We start from the raw sequence: 24396 nt of genomic DNA on the forward strand, positions 1-24396 counted from the left end.
GACGCCGGTTCCCGCGCTGCGTCGCTTTGGCACAGGGATTGCCACCAGATTGCGACATCGTGACGCGCAAAAGGATTGCCCCCTCCATGCTGACGCCTGCCCAGATCGCCGTCATCAAGGCCACCGCCCCCGTCGTCGCCGCCAATGCCAACCGGATCACCGGCACCTTCTATCCCCTGATGTTCGAGCGCTTCCCCGAGGTGCGTGCCGTCTTCAACCAGAGCCACCAGCGCAGCAGCGCCCAGCCGGAAGCGCTGGCGAACGCCATCATCGCCTATGCCTCCAACATCGACCGTCTGGAGGTTCTGGGGCCGGCGGTCGAAGGCATCGTGCAGAAGCACGTCTCGCTGAACATAACCCCCGACCAGTACAAGATCGTCGGCACCTGCCTGATGGAGGCCATCGGCAAGGTCCTGGGCGATGCGGTGACGGCGGAGGTCGCCGATGCCTGGGGCGCGGCCTACTGGCAACTCGCCGACCTGCTGATCGCGGCGGAGGAGAAGGAGTATGCACGCAAGGCGGAGCTGACCGGCGGCTGGCGCGGGGCGCGGCGTTTCCGGATCGCGGAGAAGACGCAGGAAAGCGCGGTCATCACCTCCTTCCGGCTGGCGCCGGTGGATGGCGGGCGGGTGATGGGTTTCCTGCCCGGCCAGTATCTCGGCCTGCGGCTGACCGTCGAGGGCGAGACGGTCCACCGCAATTACAGCCTGTCGGCCTCGCCCAACGGCAGTGACTACCGCATCTCGGTGAAGCGTGAGCCGCAAGGTGTGGTCTCCGGCTTCCTGCATGACCGCGCGCAGGTCGGCGACGAGATCGACGTCTACCCCCCGGCCGGCGAATTCGTGCTGCGCGAGGGGCACGGTCCGCTGATGCTGATCACCGGCGGCGTCGGCCAGACCCCCGCGCTCCCGCTGGCCGAGCAGGCGCTGGCCGCCGGCCGCAAGGTGATCTACGTGCATGCGGCGCTGAACGGCTCCGTCCACGCCTTCCGCCAGCAGATCGACCGGCTTGCCCAACTGCACGACGGGCTGAAGCCGGTCTATTGCTATGCCGACCCGCAGCCGGGCGACCGCCCGCACATGGTGGGCCTGCTCGACCAGGACCGTTTGGCTGACCTGCTGCCGAAGGAGGCGGGCGTCGCCGCCTATGTCGTCGGTCCGAAGCCCTTCATGGCCGCGGTGGTGAAAGCGCTCACTGCGCTTGGCCTTCCGGAGTCGGCCATCGTCCATGAGTTCTTCGGTCCGCGGGAGGCGCTTGCCTGACCGGCGATCTCCTATCGCTGCCTCCTTGTCGGCGGGCCGGCCCTTCGATCCTGGGCCGGCCCGTTCGTGTTTCTGCCCGGTCGATCCCGAAAAACTCTCTCGAAGATTGAAAAGAAAACTATTATATCAGTACGAAAATGCGACTATCGAGCTGCCCAGAGCCATGCCGCGGGTGAAATGAGGGTGCCGCGCGTCTATTCGCTGAAATGGCTCTAGGACAATGGCAAAGGGTCATCGCGCTGCGGCCACCTCCATCCCACCCAACGGAAAGATCGGGGATTCTCCTTATATATTTCTTAGTGATTTTGGCGCTTCCCTAGTCGTCCGGACACCGAATTATATACAATTGTTCCCTTCTCCTGACATCGCCATCACCTGTCCGGCGAAGGGGACGGACGCAACGACCAATGCGGCGAGAGCCGGAACGGCCGACCGCAGAGAGACCTGATTGTGCTGGCGCACTGGCGCCAGGGGGGAGGACGGGATGTCGAACGTTAGTCATCGGAAACCGACCGCGATGGGCACCGCATGGTATTCCGGTCTGCGCGCGAAGTTGATGATCGCCATCGGCGTCGTGCTGTCCGGCACGCTGGTGGCTGCAGCCGTGGCGCTGATCGGTTATGCCAACGTGCGCACCACCATCGACGCCATCGTGGGCGAGGCGGTGCCGGCGATGACCGAAGGCATGGGTGTGGCCCAGCAGGCCGAACGGCTGGTGGCACTTGCCCCCGAACTGACCTCCGCCGACGAGGCCGCCGAACGCGAGGCGGTGTCCGCCCGCATCGCCGCGGCGAAGGAGGAATTCAACGCGCGTCTCGGCCGGCTGCGGGCCATCGGTTCCGCCGGTGCTGTTCTGACCGCCATCGAAGACTCCTCGAAGGGGCTGCTCGGCAACCTCGTGCAGCTCGATCAGGCGGCGGCGGATCGGGTCGCGCTTGCCGCGGCACGGCAGTCGATGCTGCCCAAAGTGATGGCCGCGGAAGCCGAAATCCAGAAATTCGCGGCCCCCTGGACTTCCGTCCTCAACAACGACGAGCAGCAGGCGCGCTCGGTCCTTGCCGACCCTGACGCCGAGCCCGCCACTCTGCGTGAGGCCGCAGCCAACCTGAACCGGATCCTGACGCAGAGGAAGCCGTTGGCGACTGTCACCGCCGAAGCGGCCAATGTCCGCAACATGCTGATGGAGGCGGCGACCACCCGTGACGACCAGCGGCTTGCGATCATCGAGACCCGTGTCGGCGTGGCGCTGGCCGGGCTCTCCAGCGCAGCGCAGGCTCTGCCGGACCGTCTGGCCGCCGTTGCGTCCAAGCAGGCGGAGCTTCTGACCGGCTATTCCGTCGGCGAGCAGTCGATGGTCACCCTGCGCCAGAAGGAACTGGCGATCGAGGGCTATTTCGCCCAGCTGCTGGAGAGCAACCACGCGCTCGCCGGTACCCTGTCCAAGGGGATCGCCACCCTGGTCGACGCCCAGAAGCAGGGGATCGCCGAGGCCAACGCTGCAACTTCCAGCATGCTGGACAACAGCCGCCTGACCCAGATCGCGGTCTCGGCTGCCAGCATCCTGGTGTCGATTCTGGTCGTCTGGCTCTATGTCGGCCGCATCATCATCCGCCGGATGCTGTCGCTGAAGGCCGGAATGGACCGCATCGCCGCCGGCGATCTGGATGCCGAGATCGCGCTCGACGGCCATGATGAGATCGCGGAGATGGGGACGGCGCTGCTCGTTTTCCGCGATACCGCGCGCGAGGTGGAAACGACCCGCGCCGCCGCGGAGGCCGAACGCCAACGGGCAGCCGGCGAGCGCCGCGACGCCATGCTGTCGCTGGCCGACCAGTTCGAGAATGGCGTCAAGGTGGTGGTGGAAACGGTGTCCGCCGCAGCGACGCAGATGCACCAGACCGCCGCCGGCATGGTGGCGACCGCCGACGACACCTCGCGCCAGGCCGGCAACGCCGCCGAAGCGGCGGAAACCGCCTCGGTCAACGTCGACGGTGCGGCATCCGCCGCTCATGAACTGTCGCAGTCGATCAGCGAGATCGCCCGGCAGGTGACCGAATCGGCAACCATCGCCGCCAAGGCCGCCAACGAGGCGGAGCGCACCGACGGCACGATGCGCGAACTGAACGACGCGGCCAGCCGGATCGGCGCCGTGCTGGATCTGATTTCCGACATCGCCGGTCAGACCAACCTGTTGGCGCTCAACGCCACCATCGAGGCGGCGCGGGCCGGCGAGGCCGGCAAGGGCTTCGCCGTCGTCGCGCAGGAGGTCAAGCAGCTTGCCAGCCAGACCGCCAAGGCCACCGACCAGATCGCCGGTCAGATCGGCGCCATGCAGCAGGCGACCGGCGAAGCGGTGAATGCCATCCGCAGCATCGGCATGACCATCGGCCGGCTGAACGACATCGCCGCCAGCATCGCCGCGGCGGTGGAGCAGCAGGGTGCGGCCACCTCCGAGATCGCCCGCAATGTTCAGCAGGCGGCGGGCGGCACCGCCCAGGCCTCGCAGAACATCGGCGAGGTCCGCACCGCCGTCGGCCAGACCGGCCAGTCCGCGCAGGAGGTGCTGTCGGTCGCCCAGGAGGTCTCGACCCAGACCACCCGCCTGCAGCAGCAGATCGACCGCTTCCTGCGTCAGGTGCGGTCGGCGTAACGATGGGAAGGCGCCCCTCTCGCTGTGGGAGAGGGGCGCCTTCCGATCAGCCCTGGACCACAGTCTGGCGCTGGCTGCCCAGCCCCTCGATGCCCAGTTCCACCACGTCGCCGGCCTTCAGGAAGACCTGCGGCTTCTGTCCCATGCCGACGCCCGGCGGGGTGCCGGTGGAGATGATGTCGCCCGGCTGCAGGCTCATGAAGCGCGACAGATAGGACACCAGATAGCGCACGCCATAGACCATGGTGGCGCTGCTGCCGTCCTGATAGCGGTGGCCGTTGACCTCCAGCCACATCTTCAGCGTCTGCGGATCCTCGACCTCGTCGCGCGTCACCAGCCAGGGGCCGGTCGGGCCGAAGCTGTCGCAGCTCTTGCCCTTGGTCCATTGGCCCTGCCGCTCGATCTGGAAAGCGCGCTCGGACACGTCGTTGACGATGCAATAGCCGGCGACATGGTCCATCGCCTCGTCTTCCGAGACGTATTTGGCGGTCTTGCCGATCACGAAGGCCAGTTCGACCTCCCAATCGGTCTTCTCCGATCCGCGCGGCAGCTCGATCGGATCATTCGGACCGACGATGGCGCTGGTCGCCTTCATGAAGATGATCGGCTCCGGAGGCACCGCCATGCCCGTCTCCGCCGCATGGTCGGAGAAATTCAGGCCGATGCAGACCATCTTGCCGACGCGGCCGACACAGGGGCCGAGGCGCGGATTGCCCTCCACCAGCGGCAGCGACGCCGGGTCGATGGTCCGCAGGCGGTCCAGCCCGTCCGGCAGCAGCACCGCTCCGGCAATGTCGTCCACATGGGCGGACAGATCGCGGATGCGGCCATCGGCGTCCAGCAGACCCGGCTTTTCCTGGCCCGGCGGGCCGTAGCGCAGCAGTTTCATGAAAACTCTTCCCTGATAGGAGATTGGCGCCCGCCGATCCTGACCGGTCGGCGCCGAAAGTAAAGGGGGGAAGCGAACGAAATGTAGCGTTACTCCACAGAACGGTCGACAGGGCCGTATATCTGTAGTAAAACTACATCAGGGTCGCAGGCAGCCGGAACGGCCGCCGCGCCTACCCCGGTGGACACCCGCATGCTGGACATGATCGCATCCTCACTCGACAGGCTCCGCCGGGCGGAAGCCGCGGTGGCGCGTACCGTGCTGGCGGCTCCCCATGCCGCCGTGCGCGCCAGTCTGGCCCAGCTTGCGGGCAAGGCCGGGGTCAGCGAACCGTCCGTCCTGCGCTTCTGCCGCACCGCCGGCTTCGGCGGCTTCCATGAATTCAAGATCGCGCTGGCCCAGCATCTGGCGGCATCCGCCGCGCGGGAGGAGGCCGGCGACCGCCCGACCCCGCTGGTGCGCGACCTCACTCCCGGTGACAGCGTCGCCAGTGCGACGGAAAAGGTGCTGAACCGCTCCATCGACGCGCTGGTCCGCCTGCGCGGGCGTCTGGATACCACGGCGCTGGAGCGGGCGGCCGGTGTGCTGGCACGAGCCCAGCGGGTGCAGATCGTCGGCGTCGGCGCGTCCGGCACCGTGGCGCTCGACGCCCACCACAAGCTGTTCCGCCTGTTGCCGCAGGTGGCCGCCAGCACCGACGCCCATCTTCAGGCGATGGCCGCGGCGACGCTGGGCCCTGGCGATGCGCTGCTGGCGATCTCCAAGACCGGCACCAGCGACGAGATCTTCGACGTTGCGGCCATCGCGCGCGACGGCGGGGCAACGGTGATCGCCATCACCGCATCGGCAACGCCGCTCGCCGAACGCGCCGACATCCGCCTGACCGTCGACGTCGACGAGGACACCGCGGTCCATACCCCGATGGCCTCCCGCCTTGCCCAGCTGGCCCTCATCGACGCACTGACCGTCGCCGTCGGGCTGCAGGCTCCCCCCGGTCTCGACCGCCGCCTTGCCCGCATCAAGGCCGTCCTGGCCGGCCACCACCGCGTACCGGACCGTCCGGCCTCCGGCGCTCCGTCGCTTTCCCAATTCCCCCAGAAGAGTCCCGAGGAATCCTGATGTCCACCACCCCGACCGCTTCCGAGATCCTGGATCAGCTCGTCGCCTACGGCGTCGTTCCGGTCATCCGCAACAGCTCCGCCGATCTGGCGCGCACCGCCGTCAGCTGGCTGCGCGAGGCCGGCTACGGCACCTTCGAGATCACCATGACCACCCCCGGCGCCGTCGGCCTGATCGAGGAGCTGTCGGCGGAGGGCGGCGCCCTGATCGGTGCCGGCACCGTCCTGACCCCGGCGGCCGTCGCCGACGTGGTGAAGGCCGGCGCCAAATATGTCGTGTCGCCCTGCGTGGTGCCGAAGGTGGCCGCCGCCTGCCGCGACCATGGCGTGGCCTGCCTGATGGGCGCCCTGACCCCGACCGAGGTGCATGCCGCCATTTCCGCCGGTGCAGACGCCATCAAGATCTTCCCCGCCTCCACCGTCGGCCCGGCGCACATCAAGGCGCTGAAGTCTGTCTTCCCCGGTGTCCGCTTCGTCCCCACCGGCGGCATCGACGCCACCACCGTGGCCTCCTACGTCGCGGCCGGCGTGGCCTGTGTCGGAGCCGGCGGCAAGCTGGTGGACGAGGGTCTGGTCAAGAAGGGCGACCGCGAGGCCATCCTGGCCGCCGGCCGCCAGCTGATGGACGCCTACCGGGCCGCCAAGGGCGCCTGAGGCCGATCGGCACGTCTGCAGGTCTTCCGTCTCTTCTGCATGGCTGCCCAGCCACAGGGTGGCCGGCGACCCATCCGTAACAAGCGTCGCTGCCGGGCCCCGGCCCTATCGGGCTTGCCCGGCAGCGGAACGCCGTTGCGGAAGGGTGTGCTGTATCATGAATGCGGAGTCTTTGCGGGTCTCCTGTCTCGTGCTGGCGGCGGGACTGATCCTGAGCGTGGCACCGGTCCGGGCGATGACCCTGCAGGAGGCGCTTTCGCGCGCTCAGGCGACCAACCCGACGCTGGCCGCCGAAGAAGCCCGCCTGCGCGCGGTCGACGAGCAGATCCCGCAGGCGATGTCGGGCTATCGGCCGACGGTGACGGCCACGCTGGGTATCAGTCGCGACCTGTCCAACACCCGTTATCAGGCCGGCGGAGACGAACGGACGGAGACGAACGCGAAAAGCGTGTCGATCACGGCCAGCCAGCCGCTGTACGACGCCACCGTCGCTCCCGCCGTGCGCCGGGCCGAACGGCTGGTGGAGGCGGAACGCGCCACTCTGCTGGCGACCGGGCAGACCGTGCTTCTGAACGCCGCGACCGCCTATATGGACGTGGTCAAGAATCAGGAACTGGTGGCATTGAACGTCGCCAATGAAAAGCTGCTGCAACGGCAGTTGAAGGCGGCCCAGGATCAGGCGCGGGTCGGGGAATACACCCGGACCGATGTCGCCCAGGCGGAATCGCGCCTGGCCCAGGCCATCGCGTCGCGTCTGGCGGCCGAGGGCACGCTGGAAACCTCCCGCGCCACCTTCGTGCAGGTCGTCGGTTCGGCGCCCGGCGTGCTGGCCGCGCCCAAGCCAGCCTTCCGCCTGCCCCGGACGGCGGAAGAGGCGACGGCGCTCGCCCGCGCCAACAACCCATCGGTACTCAGCGCCGCTTATGCCGAAGACGCCCAGCGCCACCGGATCGATCAGCAATTCGGCCAGCTTCTGCCCTCCGCCAGCCTGTCTGCCAGCGGATCGCGGACCTGGGATCCGGGCCGTGACGATGGCATCGATTATACCCGAACCGACAGCCTGACCGCGAAGGTGCAGGTGGTGGCGCCGCTCTATCAGGCCGGCTTGCCGGAGGCGCAGGTGCGGGAGGCGAAGCACACCGCCCGGCAGTACCGCCTGCAGGCGCGGGACCAGGGCGACCAGAGCGTGGAGAGTGCGATCACAGCCTGGACCTCGCTGGAAACCGCAAGGGCCAACATCCGCTCCTATCGCGACCAGATCAAGGCGGCCCAGACCGCGCTGGACGGCATCCGTGAAGAGGCCAAGGTCGGCAGCCGCACCTTGCTCGATGTTCTGAACCAGGAGCAGGAATTGCTGAACAGCCGCGTCAACCTGATCACCGCCCAACGCGACGAAACGGTCGCCGCCTTCCAGCTGTTGGCCGCCTGTGGGCAGCTGTCGGCCGAGCGGCTGGGGCTGGAGACGCGGGCACGGTAAACGTCGCCTGTTGCGCCGCTGGGAAAATCCTTCCGGCCGGCAGGGGAAAATCTGCCGGCCGGAAGGATCGTGGCGTTCGAAGTTCCTTATCTATCAATAGCCTGCGGCTGGCCTGCATTCTGCAATGCCCTGTCCGACATCTCTACAGGGGATGCGGAACGAGGGAGAGAACGCCATGGTCAGCCTGTCCAGCTACGCCGATGTCGGCAGCATGGCCCAGAGCCTGCAGCAGTCGATCGATGCCGCGGTCAAGCGGGTGCAGCAGCAGGCGACCGGCAACGGCGGCGCGACCGGCAAGGTCCAGGAGTATGAGAAGACCGTCAACAAGTCGGCGATGAACGCCGCGCCTTTCGCGACCGGCATCGGCACGCTGACGAAGGATACCAGCAGGCTGAACGTCTTCAGCTCGCTGGCGTCCAACGATCCCGCTGACTTCTACAAGTTCAACGTCACCACCTCCGGCGCCGTGACGCTGGGGACGGTCGGCGACGCCGGGGTGCGGCTGCAGTTGATGGACCGCGGCGGCAAGATCATCGCCGACAGCAACAAGGATGCAGGCGCCACCTATGATGCCTTCCAGAAGCTGAAATCCGGTCAGCTCACGTTGGACAAAGGCGACTACACGATGCGGATCGCCCGCGACAAGGACGTTCCGGTCAAGGATGAAAAGAACTATGGCGTCCAGCTGCGCATGGGCAACTACAGCAAGGACTATGACACCATCGCCAAGCAGCCGGCCAAAGGTGACAACCCCTTCGGCGGCAACACCAGGCTGCAGGGGCTTGCCGCGATCCTCGGAGCCGGCAGCGCCTCCACCAACTCCGCCACAATGATGCTGGGCGGATCCGGCGGCAGCTATGGCGGGCGCGGATCGCTGCTGAACGCGCTGTTGTAGGGAGGAGACCCGGTCTTAAACCAGCCGGTCGTGGCCCGATTCCTTGACCAGCAGCACCGCCTGGGTGCGGCTCCCGACGCCAAGCGCCTTCAGCACTCCGGTGACGTGGGTTTTCACCGTGGACAGGTTCAGCCCCAGCCTTTCGCCGATCTCCTGGTTCGACAAACCCTGTGCAAGCAGGTCCAAAACCTCCAGCTGGCGGCGGGTCAGCCCGTCGAACACGCTGGGCGTGCCGCCGCGCGCCGGCGACCCACCGCCGGCGGCAGGAGCCCCCGGCATGCCGAGGACCGGCGGCACATAGGAACCGCCCGCCATCACCAGCCGCAGGATGTTGACCACCAGCACGTCGTCGGTCGATTTCGGGATGAAGGCGCGCACTCCGCGCGACAGCACCGCGCGCATTTCATCCGGCGACTCGATCATCGAGAAGACGGCGACGGGGACCGGCGCCACGCGCTTCACCAGGGCCTCGACATCGTCCAGCCCGCCCAGTCCGGGCATGCGAAGATCCATCACGATCAGATCGAACGCGCTGCCACCTTCGAGCATCGACGAGTCGAGGATGGCATTCAACTGGCTGAAGCTGGTCGCGGCCACCACGGTGGCCTGTTCGTCCAGTTCACCCACCAGATGGGTCAAGCCGCTGCGGACGATGGAATGATCGTCGGCGATCAGAACCTGCATGTAACGTCTCGGACCGAAGATGCTGCGCGTGCAGCACCGTCATACGCTGACGCAGCGGCCGACGCTACCTCCTTCGCACGTCCAGGCACGGCAATGCCGGGAGGAACCGTAAAGAAAAATGCGGAGGAGGTCATCCGCCTCCTCCTCCGCGTGCAGGTTTGCAGCGATCGGATGCTCTTGGTCAGGAGATCTTGATGAGAATCTGGGCGCGGCGATTCGACGGCTCGCGCACGTTCGGGCCGGTGGGGACCATCAGCTGGTTTTCGCCCACGCCTTCGATGGAGATCATGGTGGCCGGAGTGCCGCGCGCGATCAGCGCCTGGCGCACCGCCTCTGCCCGGCGGATCGAAAGCCGCTGGTTGTAGGTGGGTGAGCCCGACGTGTCGGTATGGCCGATCACCTGGATGCGCACGGCACGGGCGCGGTTGGCCGCCTCGGCGGCATCGGCGATGATGCTTGCGGAATTCGGCGTGACCGTCGCCTTGTCCCAATCGAAGAACACCTGATACTCGCTCTGCGGTTGAGCCGCCATCGGCGGGGCGGCCGGAGCCGGGACGGCGACCGGGGTGGCGCGCGACGGCCCACCGAAAGTGTAACGCAGACCGGCCAGGATGGTGTGGTTGCGGTACTCGCCCTTCGAGGTCACCGGACCCAGCTCGAATTCCGGATCGACGGTGGCGAAGTAGCGATAATCCAGCGTCACAGCCACGCTGTCGTTGATGGCATAGGACGCGCCGACGATGCCCTGGTAGGCGAAGACCCAGTCACGGTCGCTGACACCGTTCAGCGACTGCTTCACCCCGGCGATGCCGGCACCGGCGCCGACATAGGGCGTGATCGGCAGGCCGATGTCGAAGTCGTACAGCAGGTTGCCCATGAAGGCGACCGAGCTCATCCTGCCGCCCAGGCCGTTCAGGCCGGGTGTGGCGCTGCTGGTGCCGTCGACGCTGTTGCGCCAACGCCAGGCGGCCTCCAGTTCGGCGCGCAAGCCCATCGCGGTGGCGTAGCCAACCGAGATATCGCCGATGCCGCCGATCTTGAACTCTTCCTTCAGACCCAGGCCTGGGGCGGGATAGCTGCCGAGGTCGGCATCCTCGGTCCAGTTCACGCCGGCCCCCGCGCCGACATAGAAGCCTTCCGGTGCGGCCACGGCGGCGGTCGGAACGGCGACGGCCAGGGCCGTGCCAAGCAAAATCCCACGCATCGTCATGTTCTTGTTCCCATCGTTGACGGCGTTGGCGGATCGGGACATCCCGGTCTGCGGCGAAACGCGTGACAGAACGGGCTCCGGCCCCGACAATGGACTCGGGACTCGCGGCTTCCAATCCCACCCAAGCACGGCCGCCTGTCCTGTTGCAGATTTGCCGCAACCTCTCGCTTGCCATGTTCCGTTTCGATAACAATGACTTGGACACTCTCACCGATGCCCGCTACCCCGGACGATGCGATCGATTACCCCGTCTGCTCCACCCCGGTTCCGGGCGGTTGGCAGGAGGTGGCGCCGGGCGTGCTGTGGATCCGGCTGTCCCTGCCCTTCCAACTCGACCACATCAATGCCTGGGCGCTGGACGGCGGGGCTGCCGGCTGGACACTGGTCGATTGCGGATTGGGCGACCGGCGCACGTTCGCGGTGTGGGACGAGTTGCTGCGCGACGCGCTCGGTGGCCGTCCGGTGGAGCGGATCGTCGCCACCCATTTCCATCCCGACCATATCGGCGCCGCCAATTGGCTGGTGGAGCGGACCGGTGCTGTCTTCACCAGCTCGCTGACGGAATGGCTGTTCGCCCGGATGCTCTCGGCCGGCACCGATGCCGCCACCGATGCCGCCGTGGAGCGCTTCTATCGCCGCTGCGGTTTGGCATCGCAGACGCTGGATGCGCTGCTGGCCCGCAAGGGTGCCTACAGCCGCGGCGTCCCAGGCGTACCGGCGACGCTGACCCGCCTGCGTGCCGGCGACAGTCTGGCTGTGGGCAACCGTCTTTGGACCGTGATCGGCGGCAGCGGCCATACGGCTGAACCGGTCAGCCTGTACCGGCCGGCCGGCGGGGAAGGCGATGGCAACGGGGACGGCCTGGCCCTGCTGATTTCCGGCGACCAGATCCTGCCGCGGATCAGCCCCAACATCAGCGTCTGGCCGACCGAACCGGACGCCGATCCTCTCACCGACTATCTCGTCAGCCTGAAGGACTGGGCCGCCCTGCCGGCCGACACGCTGGTTCTGCCGTCGCACGGCCGCCCTTTCCGCGGCCTGCACCGGCGCGCCGACGAACTGGCACTCCATCATGCCGAACGGCTGGCGGAGATCGAATCGCTCTGCGAGACGCCCCGGACGGCGGCGGAGGTGACGCAGGCTCTGTTCCCACGTCCGCTCGACCCGCACCAGACCGTCTTCGCCGTGGGCGAAGCCGTGGCGCATCTCAACCATCTGATCCGCAAGGGGCGGTTGGACCGTGTGTCCGGCGGCGGGAAGGGCGGACCCGACATCGACCTTTACCGGCGGCGTGCCAGCGGCTGACCCCGATCCTTCCGAGCCGCTTGTCGGACAGACCGTTACTCCGTGACGATCTCGAACTGCTGCGGGTCGAGCAGGGTCGACACCGACAGGGTCTTCAGTGTCTTCGGATCGTCGGTTCGCTTCATCTGGGCATGCTGGGTGCCCATGCCGTCCTTGCGGATGGCGACCACTTCCCAATAGCCGCCGCTGGGGGACAGCTTGCGATAAATCTGACCTTCGATCACCTCGCGCTTTCTGCGCATTGTCGTTCTCCAAAACCCATCCCATACCGGCTGCCGTCACGGCCACCGCGAAGGGCGCCATTGAACCACAAAACACCCCCGTCGTGGCGAGTGTCCGTTCGGTGACCGTTTCCCGATGCTGCAAATGCGCCGCTGCAGCGCAGCACGTCGGGAGCACCACCGATGACCCTTTGCCGCAGTGCGGTTTCAGGCTGGAACAAAAGTCCCGGTTGTGGGTTCATAGCGGTCATGAACACCGATCTCGACGTGCTTGTCTTCGCGACCCGCCTGGTTGATGAGCTGGGCGACACCGCGATTCGAATGAGCCGCGTTCGTCTTGTCGAACTCACGGCTGCCAACCACACCCGTGCCGCCGCCTTCTGGCGGGAGGTGATGCGGACCTCCGAACGGCTGCTGAACGAGCGGTCGGGTCGCCGGGTCGCATCCGGCCTCTCCTCGCCTGCGATTGCCGCGGCGCAACCGTCCGTGTCCCCAACCGTCGCTTATGTCCCCCGCCCCATTCCCTGACCCTGCGCCAGGGCGGGCCCAATAGAAAAAGGGCCGGCACGGATGTGCCGGCCCCTTTCAGCGGAGCGCCGATGCGTTTCGCTTACTTCACTTCGGCATACTGGCCGTTCTGCCACTTGTACCAGACATAGGCCGGGCTGGTGACGTCGCCCTTGGCGTCGAACGAGATCTTGCCGATGACGGTGTTGTAGTTGCCCTTGCGCATGACGTCGGCAACCTTGGCAGCGTCGGTCGAGTTCGCCTGCTTCACCGCGTCGGCCCAGATCTGGAGCGCAGCGTAGGTGTACAGGGTATAGCCTTCCGGCTCGTAACCCGCCTTGCGGAACTTCTCCACGACGGCCTTGGCGTCCGGCTTCTCACGCGGATCCGGACCGAAGGTCATCATGGTGTTCTCGCCGGCGTCGCCGGTGATGGCCCAGTACTCGTTGGTCACCAGCGCGTCACCCGACACGATGATGGCCTTCATGCCCTGGTCCTTCATCTGACGGGCGATCAGGCCGGCTTCGGTGTGGTAGCCACCGATGTAGACGGCGTCGACATTCGCCTGCTTCAGCTTCGACACCAGAGCGGAGTAGTCCTTCTCACCGGCCGTGTAGGCTTCGTAGATGGTTTCCTTCTGGCCGCCGGCGTTCAGCGCCTTCTGCGTCTCGTCGGCCAGACCCTTGCCGTAGGCCGACTTGTCGTGAAGGATGGCGACGTTCTTGCCCTTGTACTTGTCCAGCAGATACTTGCCGGCGATCAGGCCCTGCTGGTCGTCACGGCCGCAGACGCGGAAGACGTTCTTCAGGCCCTGCTCGGTCAGCTTCGGGTTGGTCGAAGCCGGGGAGATCTGCAGCATCCCTTCCTCGGCATAGACCTGGCTGGCCGGGATCGAGGAGCCCGAGCAGAAGTGGCCGGCCACGAACTTCACACCGGCCTTGGCCAGCTGGTTGGCGACGGCGACGGCCTGCTTGGGATCGCAGGCGTCGTCGCCGACTTCCAGCTTCAGCTTCTGGCCCAGGACACCGCCGGCGGCGTTGATGTCCGCGACCGCCTGTTCCATGCCCTTCTTCATCTGCTCGCCGAAGGTGGCGTACTGGCCGGTGATCGGACCGGCGGTGGCCACCGCGATATCGGCCTGGGCGGCCGTGGCGGAGAGCGCGGTCGCCGCGATCGCGGCGAGAAGGGACAGCTTGAATTTCATGGGTGTGCTTCCCTGTTCTGTGAATGGTCCCTGTTGCAACATACCCCCGGCCCTTGCGGGCCTTGCCGCCGGGTCCCCTCCGGCGGTGTCCAGATTACCATACCCCAAGTGGTGCGGTGTGCGACAGTTTCACCGGCACCAATCAGCCGTACGGTCTATTCCCAATGACTTATCCGTTGGTGGACACACCGGTCCTTTCGCGCCATCCGAACGGCCCGGCGGTCTCATAGAGCCACGGATACTGGTTGACCATGCGGCGGGCGATGGCGATGCGATGCGCCGTCAGGGTGATCAGCCCGATCACCACCGTGTGGACGACGAATCCCCACAAGGACAGCAGCTGTTCGCCGAACAGGCCCCAGGCCAGGAAGCGGTCGCCCAGCCCCAGCAGAAGCGAATAGGCCAGCACGTTCGACACCGGCTTCCAGCCCTCCGCCAGTGTCTGGCCGGTCAGCACGCCGCAGCCGCCGAATACCAGGACCGTCAGGAACACGAAGACCGGAACCGAAGAGCCAAGGATCGTTTCCATCTCAGTGGCCCCCTTCCAGATAAGCGGCGCGAACCTCCGGATCGGCCAGAAGCTGCGCCCCGGTCCCCGTCATCGTGATCTTGCCCGTCACCATCACATAGGCCCGGTGCGCCAGCTTCAGCGCGTGGAACGCGTTCTGCTCCACCATGAACACCGTCATCTTCTGCTCCCGGTTGATCTCCTGGATCACCTGGAAGATCTGCTTCACGATCAGCGGCGCCAAGCCCAGCGACGGCTCGTCCAGCAGCAGCAGGCGCGGCTGGCTCATCAAGGCCCGCCCGATCGCCAGCATCTGCTGCTCGCCGCCCGACATCGTGCCGGCGCGCTGGTTGATGCGTTCCTTCAGCCGCGGGAACAGCGTCAGCACCCGCTCAAGCTCGCGGTCGAAGCTGCCGGGCTGGGCGACGATCGAGCCCATCTGCAGATTCTCCAGCACCGTCATCCGCGGGAAGATGCGCCGGCCTTCGGGAGACTGCGCGATGCCGCGCCGCACGATCTCGTGGGTCGGCAGGTCGGTGATGTCCTCGCCCTCGAAGAACACCCGGCCCTGGCGCGCCCGCGGACTGCCGCAGATCGTCATCAGCAGCGTCGATTTGCCCGCCCCGTTGGCGCCGATCAGCGAGACGATCTCGCCGGCGCCGATCTCGATGTCGATCCCCTTCAGCGCCTCGATGGCGCCGTAGAAGGTGTGGACGCCCGATACCTTCAGCATGGCTCAGGCCCCCTTCTGGCCGGCGGTGGGCGGCATATGCAGGTCGGCGGCGACCTCCGGCGGAAGATCCTCGTCCTCGTCCTCGCCCAGATAGGCGCGGATCACCGCCGGGTCGTTCTTCACATGCTCCGGATCGCCGTCGGAAATCTTCCGGCCATAGTCCAGCACCACCACATGGTCGGAAATGCGCATCACCACGCTCATGTCATGCTCGATCAGCAGCACGCCGGTGCGGTGGCCCCGCGGGCTCGGCGTGTCGCGGATGAAGGTCAGGATCTCGGCCAGCTCCGCCGACTCGCGCGGGTTCAGGCCGGCCGCCGGCTCGTCCAGGCACAGCAGCACCGGCTCGGTGCACATCGCCCGCGCGATCTCCAGCCGGCGCTGGGCGCCGTAGGGCAGGTTGCCCGCCTCCCAGTCGGCGAACTCGGTCAGGCGCACCCGCTCCAGCCAGTATTTCGCCAGCTCCACCGCCTCATGCTCGGCCTTGCGGTAGCTGGGGAAGCCCAGCAGCCCGCCGATGGCGAAGGTCGAGGCCCGCATCAGCTTGTTGTGCTGGGCGACGATCAGGTTCTCCAGAACGCTCATGCCGCCGAACAGCCGGATGTTCTGGAAGGTGCGCGCCACCCCCGCCAGCTGGGCGATGCGGTAGCCCGGCATCCGCTCCAGCAGGAACTCCTTGCCCGCGGGGTGGCGCAGCGTCAGCCGCCCCACCGTCGGGGTGTAGAAGCCGGTGACGCAGTTGAACAGCGTCGTCTTGCCGGCGCCGTTCGGGCCGATCAGCGCGGTGATCTCGCCGGCCCGTGCCTCGAACGACACGTCGTTGTTCGCCACCAGACCGCCGAAGCGCATGGTCAGGTGTTCGACCGTCAGCAGGGGCTTGTCAGTGCTCATCGGTGCGGCGCTCATTTCGCGGCTCCCGTCGCGGCGGGGTTGCGGCCGCCATGCAGGAGGATGGTCGGGTCGCGGTGGGCCAGCAGGCCGCGCGGACGCCACAGCATGATCACCACCATGCCGGCGCCAAACGCCAGCATGCGGTAGTCGGCCAGCTCGCGGAACGCTTCCGGCAGGCCGATCACCAGCAGCGTGGCCACCACCACGCCGATCTGGCTGCCCATGCCGCCCAGCACCACGATGGCCAGGATGATCGCCGACTCGATGAAGGTGAAGCTCTCCGGGCTGATGAAGCCCTGGCGCGTGGCGAAGAAGGAGCCGGCGAAGCCGCCGAACATCGCCGCGATGGCGAAGGCCGCCAGCTTCATGTTGGTGCGGTTGATGCCCAGCGAGGCGCAGGCGATGTCGTCCTCGCGCAGGGCTTCCCACGCCCGGCCCAGCGGCAGCTTGCGCACCCTGAGCGTGAACAGGTTCACCACCAGCGCGAGCGCCAGGATGAGGTAATAGAGGAAGATGATGCGGTGCAGCGGCGAGAATTCCAGCCCGAACATCTCATGGAAGGCGGCCATGCCCTCGGCCGGGCTGCGCGAGAAGTCGGCGATGCCGAAGAAGCTCGGCCGCGGAATGCCGGAGATGCCGTTGGGGCCGCCGGTGAACTGGTACCAGTTGACCAGGATGATGCGGATGATCTCGCCGAAGCCCAAGGTCACGATGGCGAAATAGTCGCCGCGCAGACGCAGCACCGGGAAGCCCAGCAGCACGCCGGAGATGGCGGCCAGCACGCCCGCCAGCGGCAGGCAGACCCAGAAGCTGAGGCCGAAATAATGGGCCAGCAGCGCGTAGGAATAGGCGCCGACCGCATAGAAGGCGACATAGCCGAGGTCGAGCAGGCCGGCCAGCCCGACGACGATGTTCAGGCCCCAGCCCAGCATGATGTAGGTCAGCAGCAGGATGCCGATGTCCAGGATCATGCGGTCGGCCAGCGGGGTCAGCGGCAGGACGGCGGCGAAGGCCACCGCGACCGGGCCGATGTAGCGGCTGGCGTGCTGGACCTTGGCGGCGACGCGGTCCATGCGCTTGTCGCGGTCGGCCTGGGACAGCTTGGAGCGGCCGGTGGCGACCGTCATGGCGGCGCGGATGGCGATGACGCCGCCGCCCAGCACCAGCACCAGGCGCAGCACCTGGGTCGGCATCGGCAGCAGCAGCCCGGCGCCGGCGCAGACCAGCGCCAGGATCAGCACCGGCAGCGCCAGGCCCTGGCGGATCAGCCCGAGCCCGAGCCGGCCGAGGAAGACCAGGACCAGCGAGGCGACGACCTCCTCCGGCCGGGCCTCGATGCCGAGCCCGGTCGGGCGGTCGACGGTGCGCAGGCCCACCAGCGGCACGGTCAGCAGCAGGGCCACGAAGGCGGCCAGCCCGGCGTCCTTGATCGTGGCGGCCCAGTCGACGCCGCGGGCAGCGCCGCCCGCGGCGGTCGGGACGGTGTTGGAATGGGTGGTCATGGCGCTTACACCTTCTCGATCTCGGGCCGGCCGAGCAGGCCGGTGGGCCGGAAGATCAGGACGAGGACGAGGATGGAGAAGGTTGCGACGTCCTTCCATTCGGAGCCGACATAGCCGGACCAGAAGGCCTCGATCAGGCCGATGACCACGCCGCCGAGCATCGCGCCGGGCAGCGACCCCACCCCGCCGAGCACGGCGGCGGTGAAGCTCTTAACGCCTGCCAGGAAGCCGATGTAGAAGTCGATGACGCCATAGATCAGCAGCACCATCATGCCGGCGACGGCGGCGAGCGCGGCACCCATGACGAAGGTCAGCGAGATGACGCGGTCAACATTGACGCCGAGCAGCCCGGCCATCTTCTTGTCCTGCTCGCAGGCGCGCTGGGCGCGGCCCAGCGAGGTGCGGTTGATCAGCATGGTGAAGCCGACCATCAGGACCAGGGTGATGACGATGGTGGCCAGCCGCACGTAGCTGACCGAGACGGCGCCGTCCATCAGGGTGAGGTTGCCGGGCAGGATCGGCTGCAGCGGCTTGGAGCGGGCGCCCTGGAGGAGCTGGATGTAGTTCTGCAGGAAGATCGACATGCCGATGGCGGAGATCAGCGGCGCCAGCCGCGGCGAGGAACGCAAGGGCCGGTAGGCGATGCGCTCCACCGTCCAGCCATAGACGCTGGTGAACAGCATGGAGGCGAGCAGCATGACCAGAAGCGCCAGGGGCACCCAGGTGATCCCGAGCGCGCCGATGGCAAGGAAGGTGATCAGCGCCACGAAGGAGCCGATCATGTAAATCTCGCCATGGGCGAAGTTGATCATACCGATGATGCCGTACACCATCGTGTAGCCAATCGCGATCAGGCCGTAAATCGCCCCAAGCGACAAGCCGTTGATCAATTGCTGGAGAAAATAGTCCATGTCCTCACCCCACCTTCAGCACGGCGCAAAGGCAGGGTGCGGCGGCACGGGCACACTCGGCACACCGGTCACGCAACAGCAGCCCCCTGTCTGGTGCAGCCCGTCCAGTCACCAAACGGAATGCCGTATCATCCGGAGTTCCGCCTATCGGTCTGACGGACCATGATTTTTCCTGTTCGGAGGATGCGATTCCGACTTGGCCGGGCCGTTCGGCGAGCGCTCCCCCTGACTTTTCGGTAGTACCAGCCTGACGGATTTTTGCAAGACAGATTTGTGCTGCCCGCATGCGTCGTCCGCCATGGGCTTCAATCAGGCAGGGGTGGAAAAACGCAAAACGCCCCGCCGGCGGATGCCGGACGGGGCGTTGCGAATGCGTGTCCTATACCGGGCGTCGCAGTGTCAGCGGACGGCGACGGACTGCTTGGCCGGAACAGCGGCGACCTTCTGCTTCGGCTTGGCCGGAGCGGCGGCCTTGGCCGGAGCCTTCGCCTTGGCGACGGCCGCCTTCGGCGCGGCCGGGGCTGGGGCGGCCTGGGCGACGGCGAAGACGGGATCCGGACCGCTGACCACCTTGACGTCGCAGAGCGGACGGCTGGCCAGATGCATCAGGCCTGCGTTCTTCTCGTCCGAAGTCAGGGTGCGCAGATCGTCGGCCGTCAGGTCCTTGGCGGCCACCGACCGGTCGACGAAGTTGGCGCAATATTGCGCGATGCCGATGGTGGAGGCGCGGCGGCTGATCTCGTTCGCCAGCTCCGTGCGGAACATGTCGAACTGGCGGGTGGCGTTGCCGCCGCTGCCGGCACGCTTGTAATAGCTGATCAGCGACGCTTCGGAATTGGACAACAGCGCGCGGTTCTTGACCGAGAAGTCCTGATAGAGGTCGAACGGCTTTTTGTCCGGCACCACGGTGCGGCAGGTCAGGCCGACCACCATCATCTCGGTGTGCAGGCGCATCATCTGCTCGGCCGCATGTTCGGCGCGGTTGTAGCAGGCCGGCGCGGCCGGGGTGCTGGCCTTGGCCGGGCGCGCCTTGGCGGCGGCCGTCTTCGCCGGCGGCTTCGCAGCCTCCTTGGCGGCGGCCGCGCTGGCGGGCGCAGGCAAGGCGAGCAGCGCGCCGAGGACGGCGGCGCCGGTCAGGGCTTTCAGGGACAGGCGAAGGGCAGCGCGCTGGCGACTCATCAGGGGCTCCGGTGGCGCGGTACGGTAGGACGGGTTGGGGCGGAACAGGCGACCGCCCGACAGTCGGCGACCTTCTACCCGAACGCCGGGGCCGGTCAATGGAATTTGCCGCCCGCTTGCGTTTTGTCCCACGATCGCGGTGGAGTCGACACGCCGAGTCGCGACCTGCTCCTTTGGCACCTGTCCCGATTGGCGCTCGCCATCGCTGGACGCCGCGATGGCGGCGACGCTATGGATGGGTATTCCATCGTCAGACAGGTCAAGCGGCATGGCAGCCACCGGATCAGAAGCAGCCGGATCGGATTTTGCGGGCGGGTACCGCATCGGCATCGATCTGGGCGGCACGAAGACGGAGGGCATCCTGCTCGACCGTCAGGGAAGCGAACTGGCCCGCCGCCGGGTTCCCACGCCCAAGGGCGATTACGACGGGACGGTCGCGACGATCCGCGCACTGGTGGCCGGATTGGAGGGCGTAATCCCCGCCGGCGGAAAGGCGACGGTCGGGTTGGGCATTCCCGGCGCCATCTCCCCGGCCACGGGGCTGGTCAAGAACGCCAACTCCACCTGGCTGATCGGAAGGGACTTCACCGGCGACCTCATCCAGGCGCTCGGCCGGCCGGTGCGGATCGAGAATGACGCCAACTGCCTTGCGGTGTCGGAAGCGACCGACGGCGCCGGGGCCGGCTGCGGCGTGGTGTTCGCGGCGATCCTGGGCACCGGCTGCGGCGCCGGCATCGTCGTGCATGGCCGGCCGCTGGGCGGGCGCAACGCCATCGCCGGGGAGTGGGGGCACAATCCGCTGCCCTGGCCGACGGACGCGGAGCGGCCGGGCCCGGCCTGCTACTGCGGCAAGCATGGCTGCCTGGAGACCTTCGTTTCCGGGCCGGCGGTGGCGGCGGACCATCTGGCGGCCACCGGCGAGGCGCTGGACGCCGCAACCATCCTCTCACGCGCCGACAACGATCCCGGATGCGCCGCGACGGCAGAGCGGCTGGTCGGGCGGCTGGCTCGCGGGCTGGCTGCGGTGACCAACCTGCTGGACCCGGACGTGATCGTGCTGGGCGGTGGCCTGTCGAACGCGGATCTGCTCTATGACCGGCTGCCGGCGGCGATGGAGCCCTGGGCCTTCACCGACCGGCTGGACACGCCGGTGCGCCGCGCCCGCCATGGCGATTCCAGTGGCGTGCGCGGCGCGGCGTGGCTGTGGCGCCCCGGCGAGATGCCGGATGCGGATTACTGAGGCTGGGCCGTCCGCGGCGTCGGCGGGGCGTCGGCGCTGCGTGGCGGCGCCATCACCCGCCGGGCGGCAGCAGGATCGACCGGCGGCGGCGTCAGCGAATGAGTGTTGGAATAATGGCGGTTCGTCCGCTTCACATCGGTGCCGTAGCGCGTCATGCCGGCCCGGTGCTCGCCCGCCTTGGCGGCGCCCCAATGGGACGGCGCCGGTCCGGGAAGCGGCTGTGCCTGATCCATGTTGCGCATGAAGGGGCCGGTCGGCACCATCTGGTCGTACACCCAGGGCGCATAGTCCTGCTTCTGGGCGTTGGCCGGCAGCGACAACGCCGCCATCCCAAGGAGGGACATGGCGGCGGCGGCAGCGGTTCTGGCAGCGGGGGCGACGCGGGTCATCGAACAGGCACCTTTCGTCCGGAAAAAACGGATCCGAAGATGCAGTCGAGCGGAAAGCGCCCGCTCAGTCCAATGCGGAGGCGCGTTACCCATCCCGCGCCTCCATCCCCAAGCGGGGAATCCCCCGCCCTTACGACGCGGGCAGGCGGTAGAGGGTGAGGTGCAGGCGCTTGCCCGTGTTGTAGTTGAACCCGGCCAGTTCCGCCAGCGGCAGGGGCGTGACCGTGCCCAGGCTGTCGAGGAAGGCGGCAGCCTCGCGGTCCTCCACCAGGGCCAGAGCGCAGGCACGGTCCGACAGCAGATGCGTTGCCGCACCGGCGCCATGGACCAGCTTGGTCGGCGTCCCCAGCAGGAAGACGAGGCTCGGCTCGGAATAGCCGGCGGAGGCGACGACGCTGTCGGCGCAGGGCCGGACCTGGGCGACCGCACGGGTGGCCTGCCGGCTGACCCAGATACCGTCGATGTTCGGCAGCACCGCGGCGTAGGTTCCCACATAAAGCAGGGCCGCGGCCCCCACCCCGGCGGCAAGGCCGGTCCGCCGTTCCCCGCGCAGCAGCAGATGCAGGGCGAGCGCAAAAAGACCGCCCACCGCCGGCACCAGCGACACGGCGATCGGATCGATCCGCTGGCCGACCAGCCAGGGAATCACCGCGACCGCCAGGGTCAGGGCGCCGAAGCCGATGACGCCGAGCGCCACGGCGGCGGCCGTCAGCCAGCGGCGCGGCCGTTCGCGGCTGCGGTCGAAATTGTCGAGCAGGGCCGCCGCGGCCAGGGCGGCGATCGCCGGGAAGACCGGCAGCGTGTAATGCAGCAGCTTGGTCGGCACCGCCTCGAACACCAGCCAGCTCGGGACGATCCAGGCGATGCAGAATCGCACGGCGTCCAGCCGGCGGCGCGCCCAGGTCCAGGGAACCGCCAGCAGGGCCAACAGCGACCAGGGGGCGAAGGTGACCCAGAGGGTGCCGAGGTAGTAGCCCGGCGGCAAGCCCTTGCCCTCCTGCCCGCCGGACACCTTGCCCAACATGTCGTGGCCGACGGATTCGGCGAAGAAGGCGCCCTTGCTCTTGATGGCGATGGCGATCAGCCAGGGGGCGGCGATGGCGGCGACGATGCCGAGCCCGGCCAGCGGCTTCAGCCGTTTCAGCCAGCCGGCCTCGCGGTCCCACAGGGCCAGCACCAGCGCCGTGCTGCCGGACACCAGCAGGACCATCGGTCCCTTGACCAGGACGCCGATACCGGCGGCGATCCAGAACAGCAGCGGCGCAGTCCATGCGGCCCGGCCGGCGGGCGCCGGATCGCGGCGGGTGAGGTACAGTTGCGCCAGCACCGCCTGCCCGATCACCACGGTGGCCAGCAGCACGGCGTCGGTCTTGGCCATCCGCGCCTCGACCCCCAGCACGACGCAGGACGCCATCATCAGCCCGGCGATGAAGCCGGCCGGAGCACCGAACAGCCGCGCCGCCGTCCAGGCGCTGACGAGCACCGCCAGAATGGCACCCAGGAAGGACGGGATGCGGTAGGTCCAGATCAGCTTCTCGCTGCCCGCCGCAACGCCGCGTGCAGCCTCGGCCAGGGTGGTCGCGGCGGACTGCAGCCAATAGATGCCGACCGGCTTCTTGTAGCGCGTCTCGTCCTGGAAACGGATGTCGACGAAATTGCCGCTGTCCAGCATCTGGGAGGACGCCTGGGCGAAGCGCGCCTCGTCCCGGTCGAAGGGCGGCAGCACGGTGAAGCCCGGCAGGAACAGCGCGGCGGCGATCAGCGCCAGAAGCGCATAGGTCCAGATCGGCAGGGCGGCGCGCGGCAAGGTGGATGCGGTCACGATTTGCTTGGCACCGCATCGCCGGCAGCCAGCGACTTCTTGTGGGTCCAGACGAAATAGACGTTGCGGGCGTAGATCACCAGCCCCATCCCCTGACCCAGCATGAAGACCGGGTCGAAACGGTAGAAGGCATAGGCGAACAGCATCACGCCGCCGCCCAGCGAGAAGTACCAGAACAGTTCCGGCACAACGCTGCGCCGCGCCTTCTCGCTGGCGATCCACTGCACGATGAAGCGCATGGTGAACATCAGCTGGGCGAAGAAGCCGATGCCGACCCAGATCAGGTCGGTCGTGCTCTGTTCGTGGAACCAGGCCGCAGCGCGTTCAAGCATCATGGAAATCCTGTCCCGAAAGGGTCTCGTGGTCGCAAGCGTAACGTCGGTCAGAGGCGTTCGGAGACGGGCGACAGCTTCGTCCGCCGCTTCAGCCAATAGACGCCCAGCAGATCGACCACGCCGATCAGCCCGCGCCGCCAGTTGTTGTATTTTGACACGCCGCGTTCGCGCGGGCGATGGTTCACCGGCACATAAGCCACGGGATGGCCATGGGCGCGGAACAGGGCCGGCAGGAATCGGTGCATCGCCCCGAAGAAGGGCAGATCGAGGAAGGCGTCGCGTCGGAACAGCTTCAACCCGCAACCGCTGTCGGTACAGCCGTCCTGCAGGAAGGACTGACGGATGGCGTTGGCGAATTTGGAGGCCCAGCGCTTGGACAGGGTGTCCTGCCGCTTCTGGCGCAGACCGCCCACCAGAACCGGCGCACCGGCCTCCCCCGTCGACACCAGGGCGTAGAGCGCCGGGATGTCGGCCGGATCGTTCTGCCCATCGCCGTCGAGGGTGACGACGAATTCGCCCCGCGCCGCCTTGACGCCACTGCGCACGGCGGCGCTCTGGCCGGACCGGCGGACATGGCGCAGCACCCGCAGCCGGCCGGCCTCCACCGCCGGAGCCAGCCGCGCCTGGGTGTCGTCGTCGGACTGGTCGTCGACGAAGATGACCTCGAAGCCGCCGATCTGCCCCAGCGCCCGCTCGATTTCATCGAGCAGCGGAAGCACGTTGTCGGCCTCGTTGAAGACGGGGACAACGACCGACAGCCGCACCGGCTGGCCGTTCTCCGGATAAATGCTCACGGTTTGCCATCCCATT

At 67.6% G+C, this 24396-nt stretch carries 24 protein-coding genes; 9 read left to right on the plus strand and 15 right to left on the minus strand.

The window, feature by feature from the left end; all coding sequences use genetic code 11:
- The first annotated feature begins 86 nt into the window (after nt 1–86).
- Both hmpA and A6A40_RS13310 read left to right on the plus strand, forming a co-directional pair.
- Nucleotides 87–1262, plus strand: coding sequence for an NO-inducible flavohemoprotein (gene hmpA / locus A6A40_RS13300; protein WP_063635800.1), 1176 nt, complete (start codon nt 87–89; stop codon nt 1260–1262).
- Between the two features lie 517 nt (nt 1263–1779).
- Complete coding sequence (locus tag A6A40_RS13310) at nt 1780–3912, plus strand: methyl-accepting chemotaxis protein (RefSeq protein WP_236783669.1); 2133 nt, start codon at nt 1780–1782, stop codon at nt 3910–3912.
- 46 nt (nt 3913–3958) lie between these two features.
- On the opposite strand, the gene A6A40_RS13315 is transcribed toward A6A40_RS13310, so the two are convergent.
- On the minus strand, nt 3959–4801 hold the full coding sequence (locus tag A6A40_RS13315) for a fumarylacetoacetate hydrolase family protein (protein WP_063635802.1): 843 nt from the start codon (nt 4799–4801) through the stop codon (nt 3959–3961).
- A 192-nt stretch (nt 4802–4993) separates the two neighbouring features.
- On the opposite strand from A6A40_RS13315, the gene A6A40_RS13320 reads away from it, so the two are divergent.
- From A6A40_RS13320 to A6A40_RS13335, 4 genes are all read left to right on the plus strand, one after another.
- Entirely contained in the window at nt 4994–5920 is a 927-nt protein-coding gene (locus tag A6A40_RS13320; RefSeq protein ID WP_063635803.1) for a MurR/RpiR family transcriptional regulator, read from the plus strand.
- Nucleotides 5920–6573 carry a bifunctional 4-hydroxy-2-oxoglutarate aldolase/2-dehydro-3-deoxy-phosphogluconate aldolase gene (locus tag A6A40_RS13325; RefSeq protein ID WP_063635804.1) on the plus strand — a complete coding sequence of 218 codons (654 nt, stop codon included), beginning with the start codon at nt 5920–5922 and terminating at the stop codon, nt 6571–6573. The genes A6A40_RS13320 and A6A40_RS13325 overlap by 1 nt, the downstream gene beginning before the upstream one ends.
- A 157-nt stretch (nt 6574–6730) precedes the next feature.
- Nucleotides 6731–8050 carry a TolC family outer membrane protein gene (locus A6A40_RS13330; protein WP_063635805.1) on the plus strand — a complete coding sequence of 440 codons (1320 nt, stop codon included), beginning with the start codon at nt 6731–6733 and terminating at the stop codon, nt 8048–8050.
- A gap of 175 nt (nt 8051–8225) precedes the next feature.
- A complete protein-coding gene (locus A6A40_RS13335) occupies nt 8226–8945 on the plus strand; it encodes a hypothetical protein (protein ID WP_063635806.1) in 720 nt (239 codons plus the stop codon).
- A 15-nt stretch (nt 8946–8960) separates the two neighbouring features.
- On the opposite strand, the gene A6A40_RS13340 is transcribed toward A6A40_RS13335, so the two are convergent.
- Complete coding sequence (locus tag A6A40_RS13340) at nt 8961–9629, minus strand: response regulator transcription factor (protein ID WP_063635807.1); 669 nt, start codon at nt 9627–9629, stop codon at nt 8961–8963.
- Nucleotides 9630–9810: 181 nt separating this feature from the next.
- The gene (locus A6A40_RS13345; protein ID WP_063636293.1) at nt 9811–10839 is read right to left on the minus strand and encodes an OmpA family protein; all 1029 of its coding nucleotides are present in this window, start codon (nt 10837–10839) and stop codon (nt 9811–9813) included.
- A 213-nt stretch (nt 10840–11052) separates the two neighbouring features.
- Between A6A40_RS13345 and A6A40_RS13350 the strand changes: the two genes are divergently transcribed.
- Nucleotides 11053–12144 carry an MBL fold metallo-hydrolase gene (locus A6A40_RS13350; protein ID WP_063635808.1) on the plus strand — a complete coding sequence of 364 codons (1092 nt, stop codon included), beginning with the start codon at nt 11053–11055 and terminating at the stop codon, nt 12142–12144.
- Nucleotides 12145–12179: 35 nt separating this feature from the next.
- Here A6A40_RS13350 and A6A40_RS13355 read toward each other — a convergent pair whose 3' ends face one another.
- On the minus strand, nt 12180–12386 hold the full coding sequence (locus A6A40_RS13355; RefSeq protein ID WP_014249984.1) for a hypothetical protein: 207 nt from the start codon (nt 12384–12386) through the stop codon (nt 12180–12182).
- 228 nt (nt 12387–12614) lie between these two features.
- On the opposite strand from A6A40_RS13355, the gene A6A40_RS13360 reads away from it, so the two are divergent.
- Nucleotides 12615–12893 (plus strand): hypothetical protein, encoded by a 279-nt coding sequence (locus A6A40_RS13360; protein WP_063635809.1) that lies wholly within the window; start codon nt 12615–12617, stop codon nt 12891–12893.
- A gap of 82 nt (nt 12894–12975) precedes the next feature.
- Here A6A40_RS13360 and A6A40_RS13365 read toward each other — a convergent pair whose 3' ends face one another.
- From A6A40_RS13365 to A6A40_RS13395, 7 genes are all read right to left on the minus strand, one after another.
- Nucleotides 12976–14076, minus strand: a complete 1101-nt coding sequence (locus tag A6A40_RS13365; protein ID WP_063635810.1) for a branched-chain amino acid ABC transporter substrate-binding protein — start codon at nt 14074–14076, stop codon at nt 12976–12978.
- A 169-nt stretch (nt 14077–14245) separates the two neighbouring features.
- Nucleotides 14246–14605 (minus strand): DUF6867 family protein, encoded by a 360-nt coding sequence (locus A6A40_RS13370; protein ID WP_063635811.1) that lies wholly within the window; start codon nt 14603–14605, stop codon nt 14246–14248.
- A gap of 1 nt (nt 14606) precedes the next feature.
- Entirely contained in the window at nt 14607–15317 is a 711-nt protein-coding gene (locus tag A6A40_RS13375) for an ABC transporter ATP-binding protein (protein WP_063635812.1), read from the minus strand.
- 3 nt (nt 15318–15320) lie between these two features.
- Nucleotides 15321–16208, minus strand: coding sequence for an ABC transporter ATP-binding protein (locus tag A6A40_RS13380; protein ID WP_108546672.1), 888 nt, complete (start codon nt 16206–16208; stop codon nt 15321–15323).
- Nucleotides 16209–16219: 11 nt separating this feature from the next.
- Nucleotides 16220–17710 carry a high-affinity branched-chain amino acid ABC transporter permease LivM gene (gene livM / locus A6A40_RS13385; RefSeq protein WP_063635814.1) on the minus strand — a complete coding sequence of 497 codons (1491 nt, stop codon included), beginning with the start codon at nt 17708–17710 and terminating at the stop codon, nt 16220–16222.
- 5 nt (nt 17711–17715) lie between these two features.
- Complete coding sequence (locus A6A40_RS13390; RefSeq protein WP_063635815.1) at nt 17716–18621, minus strand: ABC transporter permease subunit; 906 nt, start codon at nt 18619–18621, stop codon at nt 17716–17718.
- Between the two features lie 399 nt (nt 18622–19020).
- Complete coding sequence (locus A6A40_RS13395) at nt 19021–19800, minus strand: hypothetical protein (RefSeq protein ID WP_236783670.1); 780 nt, start codon at nt 19798–19800, stop codon at nt 19021–19023.
- A 268-nt stretch (nt 19801–20068) separates the two neighbouring features.
- Here A6A40_RS13395 and A6A40_RS13400 point away from each other — a divergent pair, with 268 nt between their 5' ends.
- Nucleotides 20069–21040 (plus strand): ROK family protein, encoded by a 972-nt coding sequence (locus tag A6A40_RS13400; RefSeq protein WP_063635817.1) that lies wholly within the window; start codon nt 20069–20071, stop codon nt 21038–21040.
- Here the strand turns inward: A6A40_RS13400 and A6A40_RS13405 are convergent.
- From A6A40_RS13405 to A6A40_RS13420, 4 genes are all read right to left on the minus strand, one after another.
- On the minus strand, nt 21034–21429 hold the full coding sequence (locus tag A6A40_RS13405; protein WP_063635818.1) for a hypothetical protein: 396 nt from the start codon (nt 21427–21429) through the stop codon (nt 21034–21036). The genes A6A40_RS13400 and A6A40_RS13405 overlap by 7 nt on opposite strands.
- 130 nt (nt 21430–21559) lie before the next feature.
- Nucleotides 21560–23251, minus strand: coding sequence for an ArnT family glycosyltransferase (locus tag A6A40_RS13410; RefSeq protein WP_082860823.1), 1692 nt, complete (start codon nt 23249–23251; stop codon nt 21560–21562).
- Nucleotides 23248–23586 carry a lipid-A-disaccharide synthase N-terminal domain-containing protein gene (locus A6A40_RS13415; RefSeq protein WP_418208601.1) on the minus strand — a complete coding sequence of 113 codons (339 nt, stop codon included), beginning with the start codon at nt 23584–23586 and terminating at the stop codon, nt 23248–23250. Before A6A40_RS13415 ends, A6A40_RS13410 begins: the two co-directional genes overlap by 4 nt.
- 47 nt (nt 23587–23633) lie before the next feature.
- Nucleotides 23634–24395 (minus strand): glycosyltransferase family 2 protein, encoded by a 762-nt coding sequence (locus A6A40_RS13420; protein ID WP_063635819.1) that lies wholly within the window; start codon nt 24393–24395, stop codon nt 23634–23636.
- Nucleotide 24396: the final 1 nt, after the last annotated feature.

The sequence above is a fragment of the Azospirillum humicireducens genome, assembly GCF_001639105.2.
In the GTDB taxonomy this organism is placed as follows: Bacteria; Pseudomonadota; Alphaproteobacteria; order Azospirillales; family Azospirillaceae; genus Azospirillum; species Azospirillum humicireducens.

Bases quoted from the DNA above. Each gene is read 5' to 3' on its own strand.
- A6A40_RS13320 (WP_063635803.1), top strand. From the start codon at position 4,994: ATGCTGGACATGATCGCATCCTCACTCGACAGGCTCCGCCGGGCGGAA.
- A6A40_RS13340 (WP_063635807.1), bottom strand. From the start codon at position 9,629: ATGCAGGTTCTGATCGCCGACGATCATTCCATCGTCCGCAGCGGCTTG.
- A6A40_RS13390 (WP_063635815.1), bottom strand. From the start codon at position 18,621: ATGGACTATTTTCTCCAGCAATTGATCAACGGCTTGTCGCTTGGGGCG.
- A6A40_RS13420 (WP_063635819.1), bottom strand. From the start codon at position 24,395: ATGGGATGGCAAACCGTGAGCATTTATCCGGAGAACGGCCAGCCGGTG.
- A6A40_RS13345 (WP_063636293.1), bottom strand. From the start codon at position 10,839: ATGACGATGCGTGGGATTTTGCTTGGCACGGCCCTGGCCGTCGCCGTT.
- A6A40_RS13315 (WP_063635802.1), bottom strand. From the start codon at position 4,801: ATGAAACTGCTGCGCTACGGCCCGCCGGGCCAGGAAAAGCCGGGTCTG.
- A6A40_RS13330 (WP_063635805.1), top strand. From the start codon at position 6,731: ATGAATGCGGAGTCTTTGCGGGTCTCCTGTCTCGTGCTGGCGGCGGGA.
- livM (WP_063635814.1), bottom strand. From the start codon at position 17,710: ATGACCACCCATTCCAACACCGTCCCGACCGCCGCGGGCGGCGCTGCC.
- A6A40_RS13310 (WP_236783669.1), top strand. From the start codon at position 1,780: ATGGGCACCGCATGGTATTCCGGTCTGCGCGCGAAGTTGATGATCGCC.
- A6A40_RS13375 (WP_063635812.1), bottom strand. From the start codon at position 15,317: ATGCTGAAGGTATCGGGCGTCCACACCTTCTACGGCGCCATCGAGGCG.
- A6A40_RS13415 (WP_418208601.1), bottom strand. From the start codon at position 23,586: ATGATGCTTGAACGCGCTGCGGCCTGGTTCCACGAACAGAGCACGACC.
- A6A40_RS13355 (WP_014249984.1), bottom strand. From the start codon at position 12,386: ATGCGCAGAAAGCGCGAGGTGATCGAAGGTCAGATTTATCGCAAGCTG.
- A6A40_RS13325 (WP_063635804.1), top strand. From the start codon at position 5,920: ATGTCCACCACCCCGACCGCTTCCGAGATCCTGGATCAGCTCGTCGCC.
- A6A40_RS13380 (WP_108546672.1), bottom strand. From the start codon at position 16,208: ATGAGCACTGACAAGCCCCTGCTGACGGTCGAACACCTGACCATGCGC.
- A6A40_RS13395 (WP_236783670.1), bottom strand. From the start codon at position 19,800: ATGAGTCGCCAGCGCGCTGCCCTTCGCCTGTCCCTGAAAGCCCTGACC.
- A6A40_RS13405 (WP_063635818.1), bottom strand. From the start codon at position 21,429: ATGACCCGCGTCGCCCCCGCTGCCAGAACCGCTGCCGCCGCCGCCATG.
- A6A40_RS13350 (WP_063635808.1), top strand. From the start codon at position 11,053: ATGCCCGCTACCCCGGACGATGCGATCGATTACCCCGTCTGCTCCACC.
- A6A40_RS13335 (WP_063635806.1), top strand. From the start codon at position 8,226: ATGGTCAGCCTGTCCAGCTACGCCGATGTCGGCAGCATGGCCCAGAGC.
- A6A40_RS13370 (WP_063635811.1), bottom strand. From the start codon at position 14,605: ATGGAAACGATCCTTGGCTCTTCGGTTCCGGTCTTCGTGTTCCTGACG.
- hmpA (WP_063635800.1), top strand. From the start codon at position 87: ATGCTGACGCCTGCCCAGATCGCCGTCATCAAGGCCACCGCCCCCGTC.
- A6A40_RS13360 (WP_063635809.1), top strand. From the start codon at position 12,615: ATGAACACCGATCTCGACGTGCTTGTCTTCGCGACCCGCCTGGTTGAT.
- A6A40_RS13365 (WP_063635810.1), bottom strand. From the start codon at position 14,076: ATGAAATTCAAGCTGTCCCTTCTCGCCGCGATCGCGGCGACCGCGCTC.
- A6A40_RS13400 (WP_063635817.1), top strand. From the start codon at position 20,069: ATGGCAGCCACCGGATCAGAAGCAGCCGGATCGGATTTTGCGGGCGGG.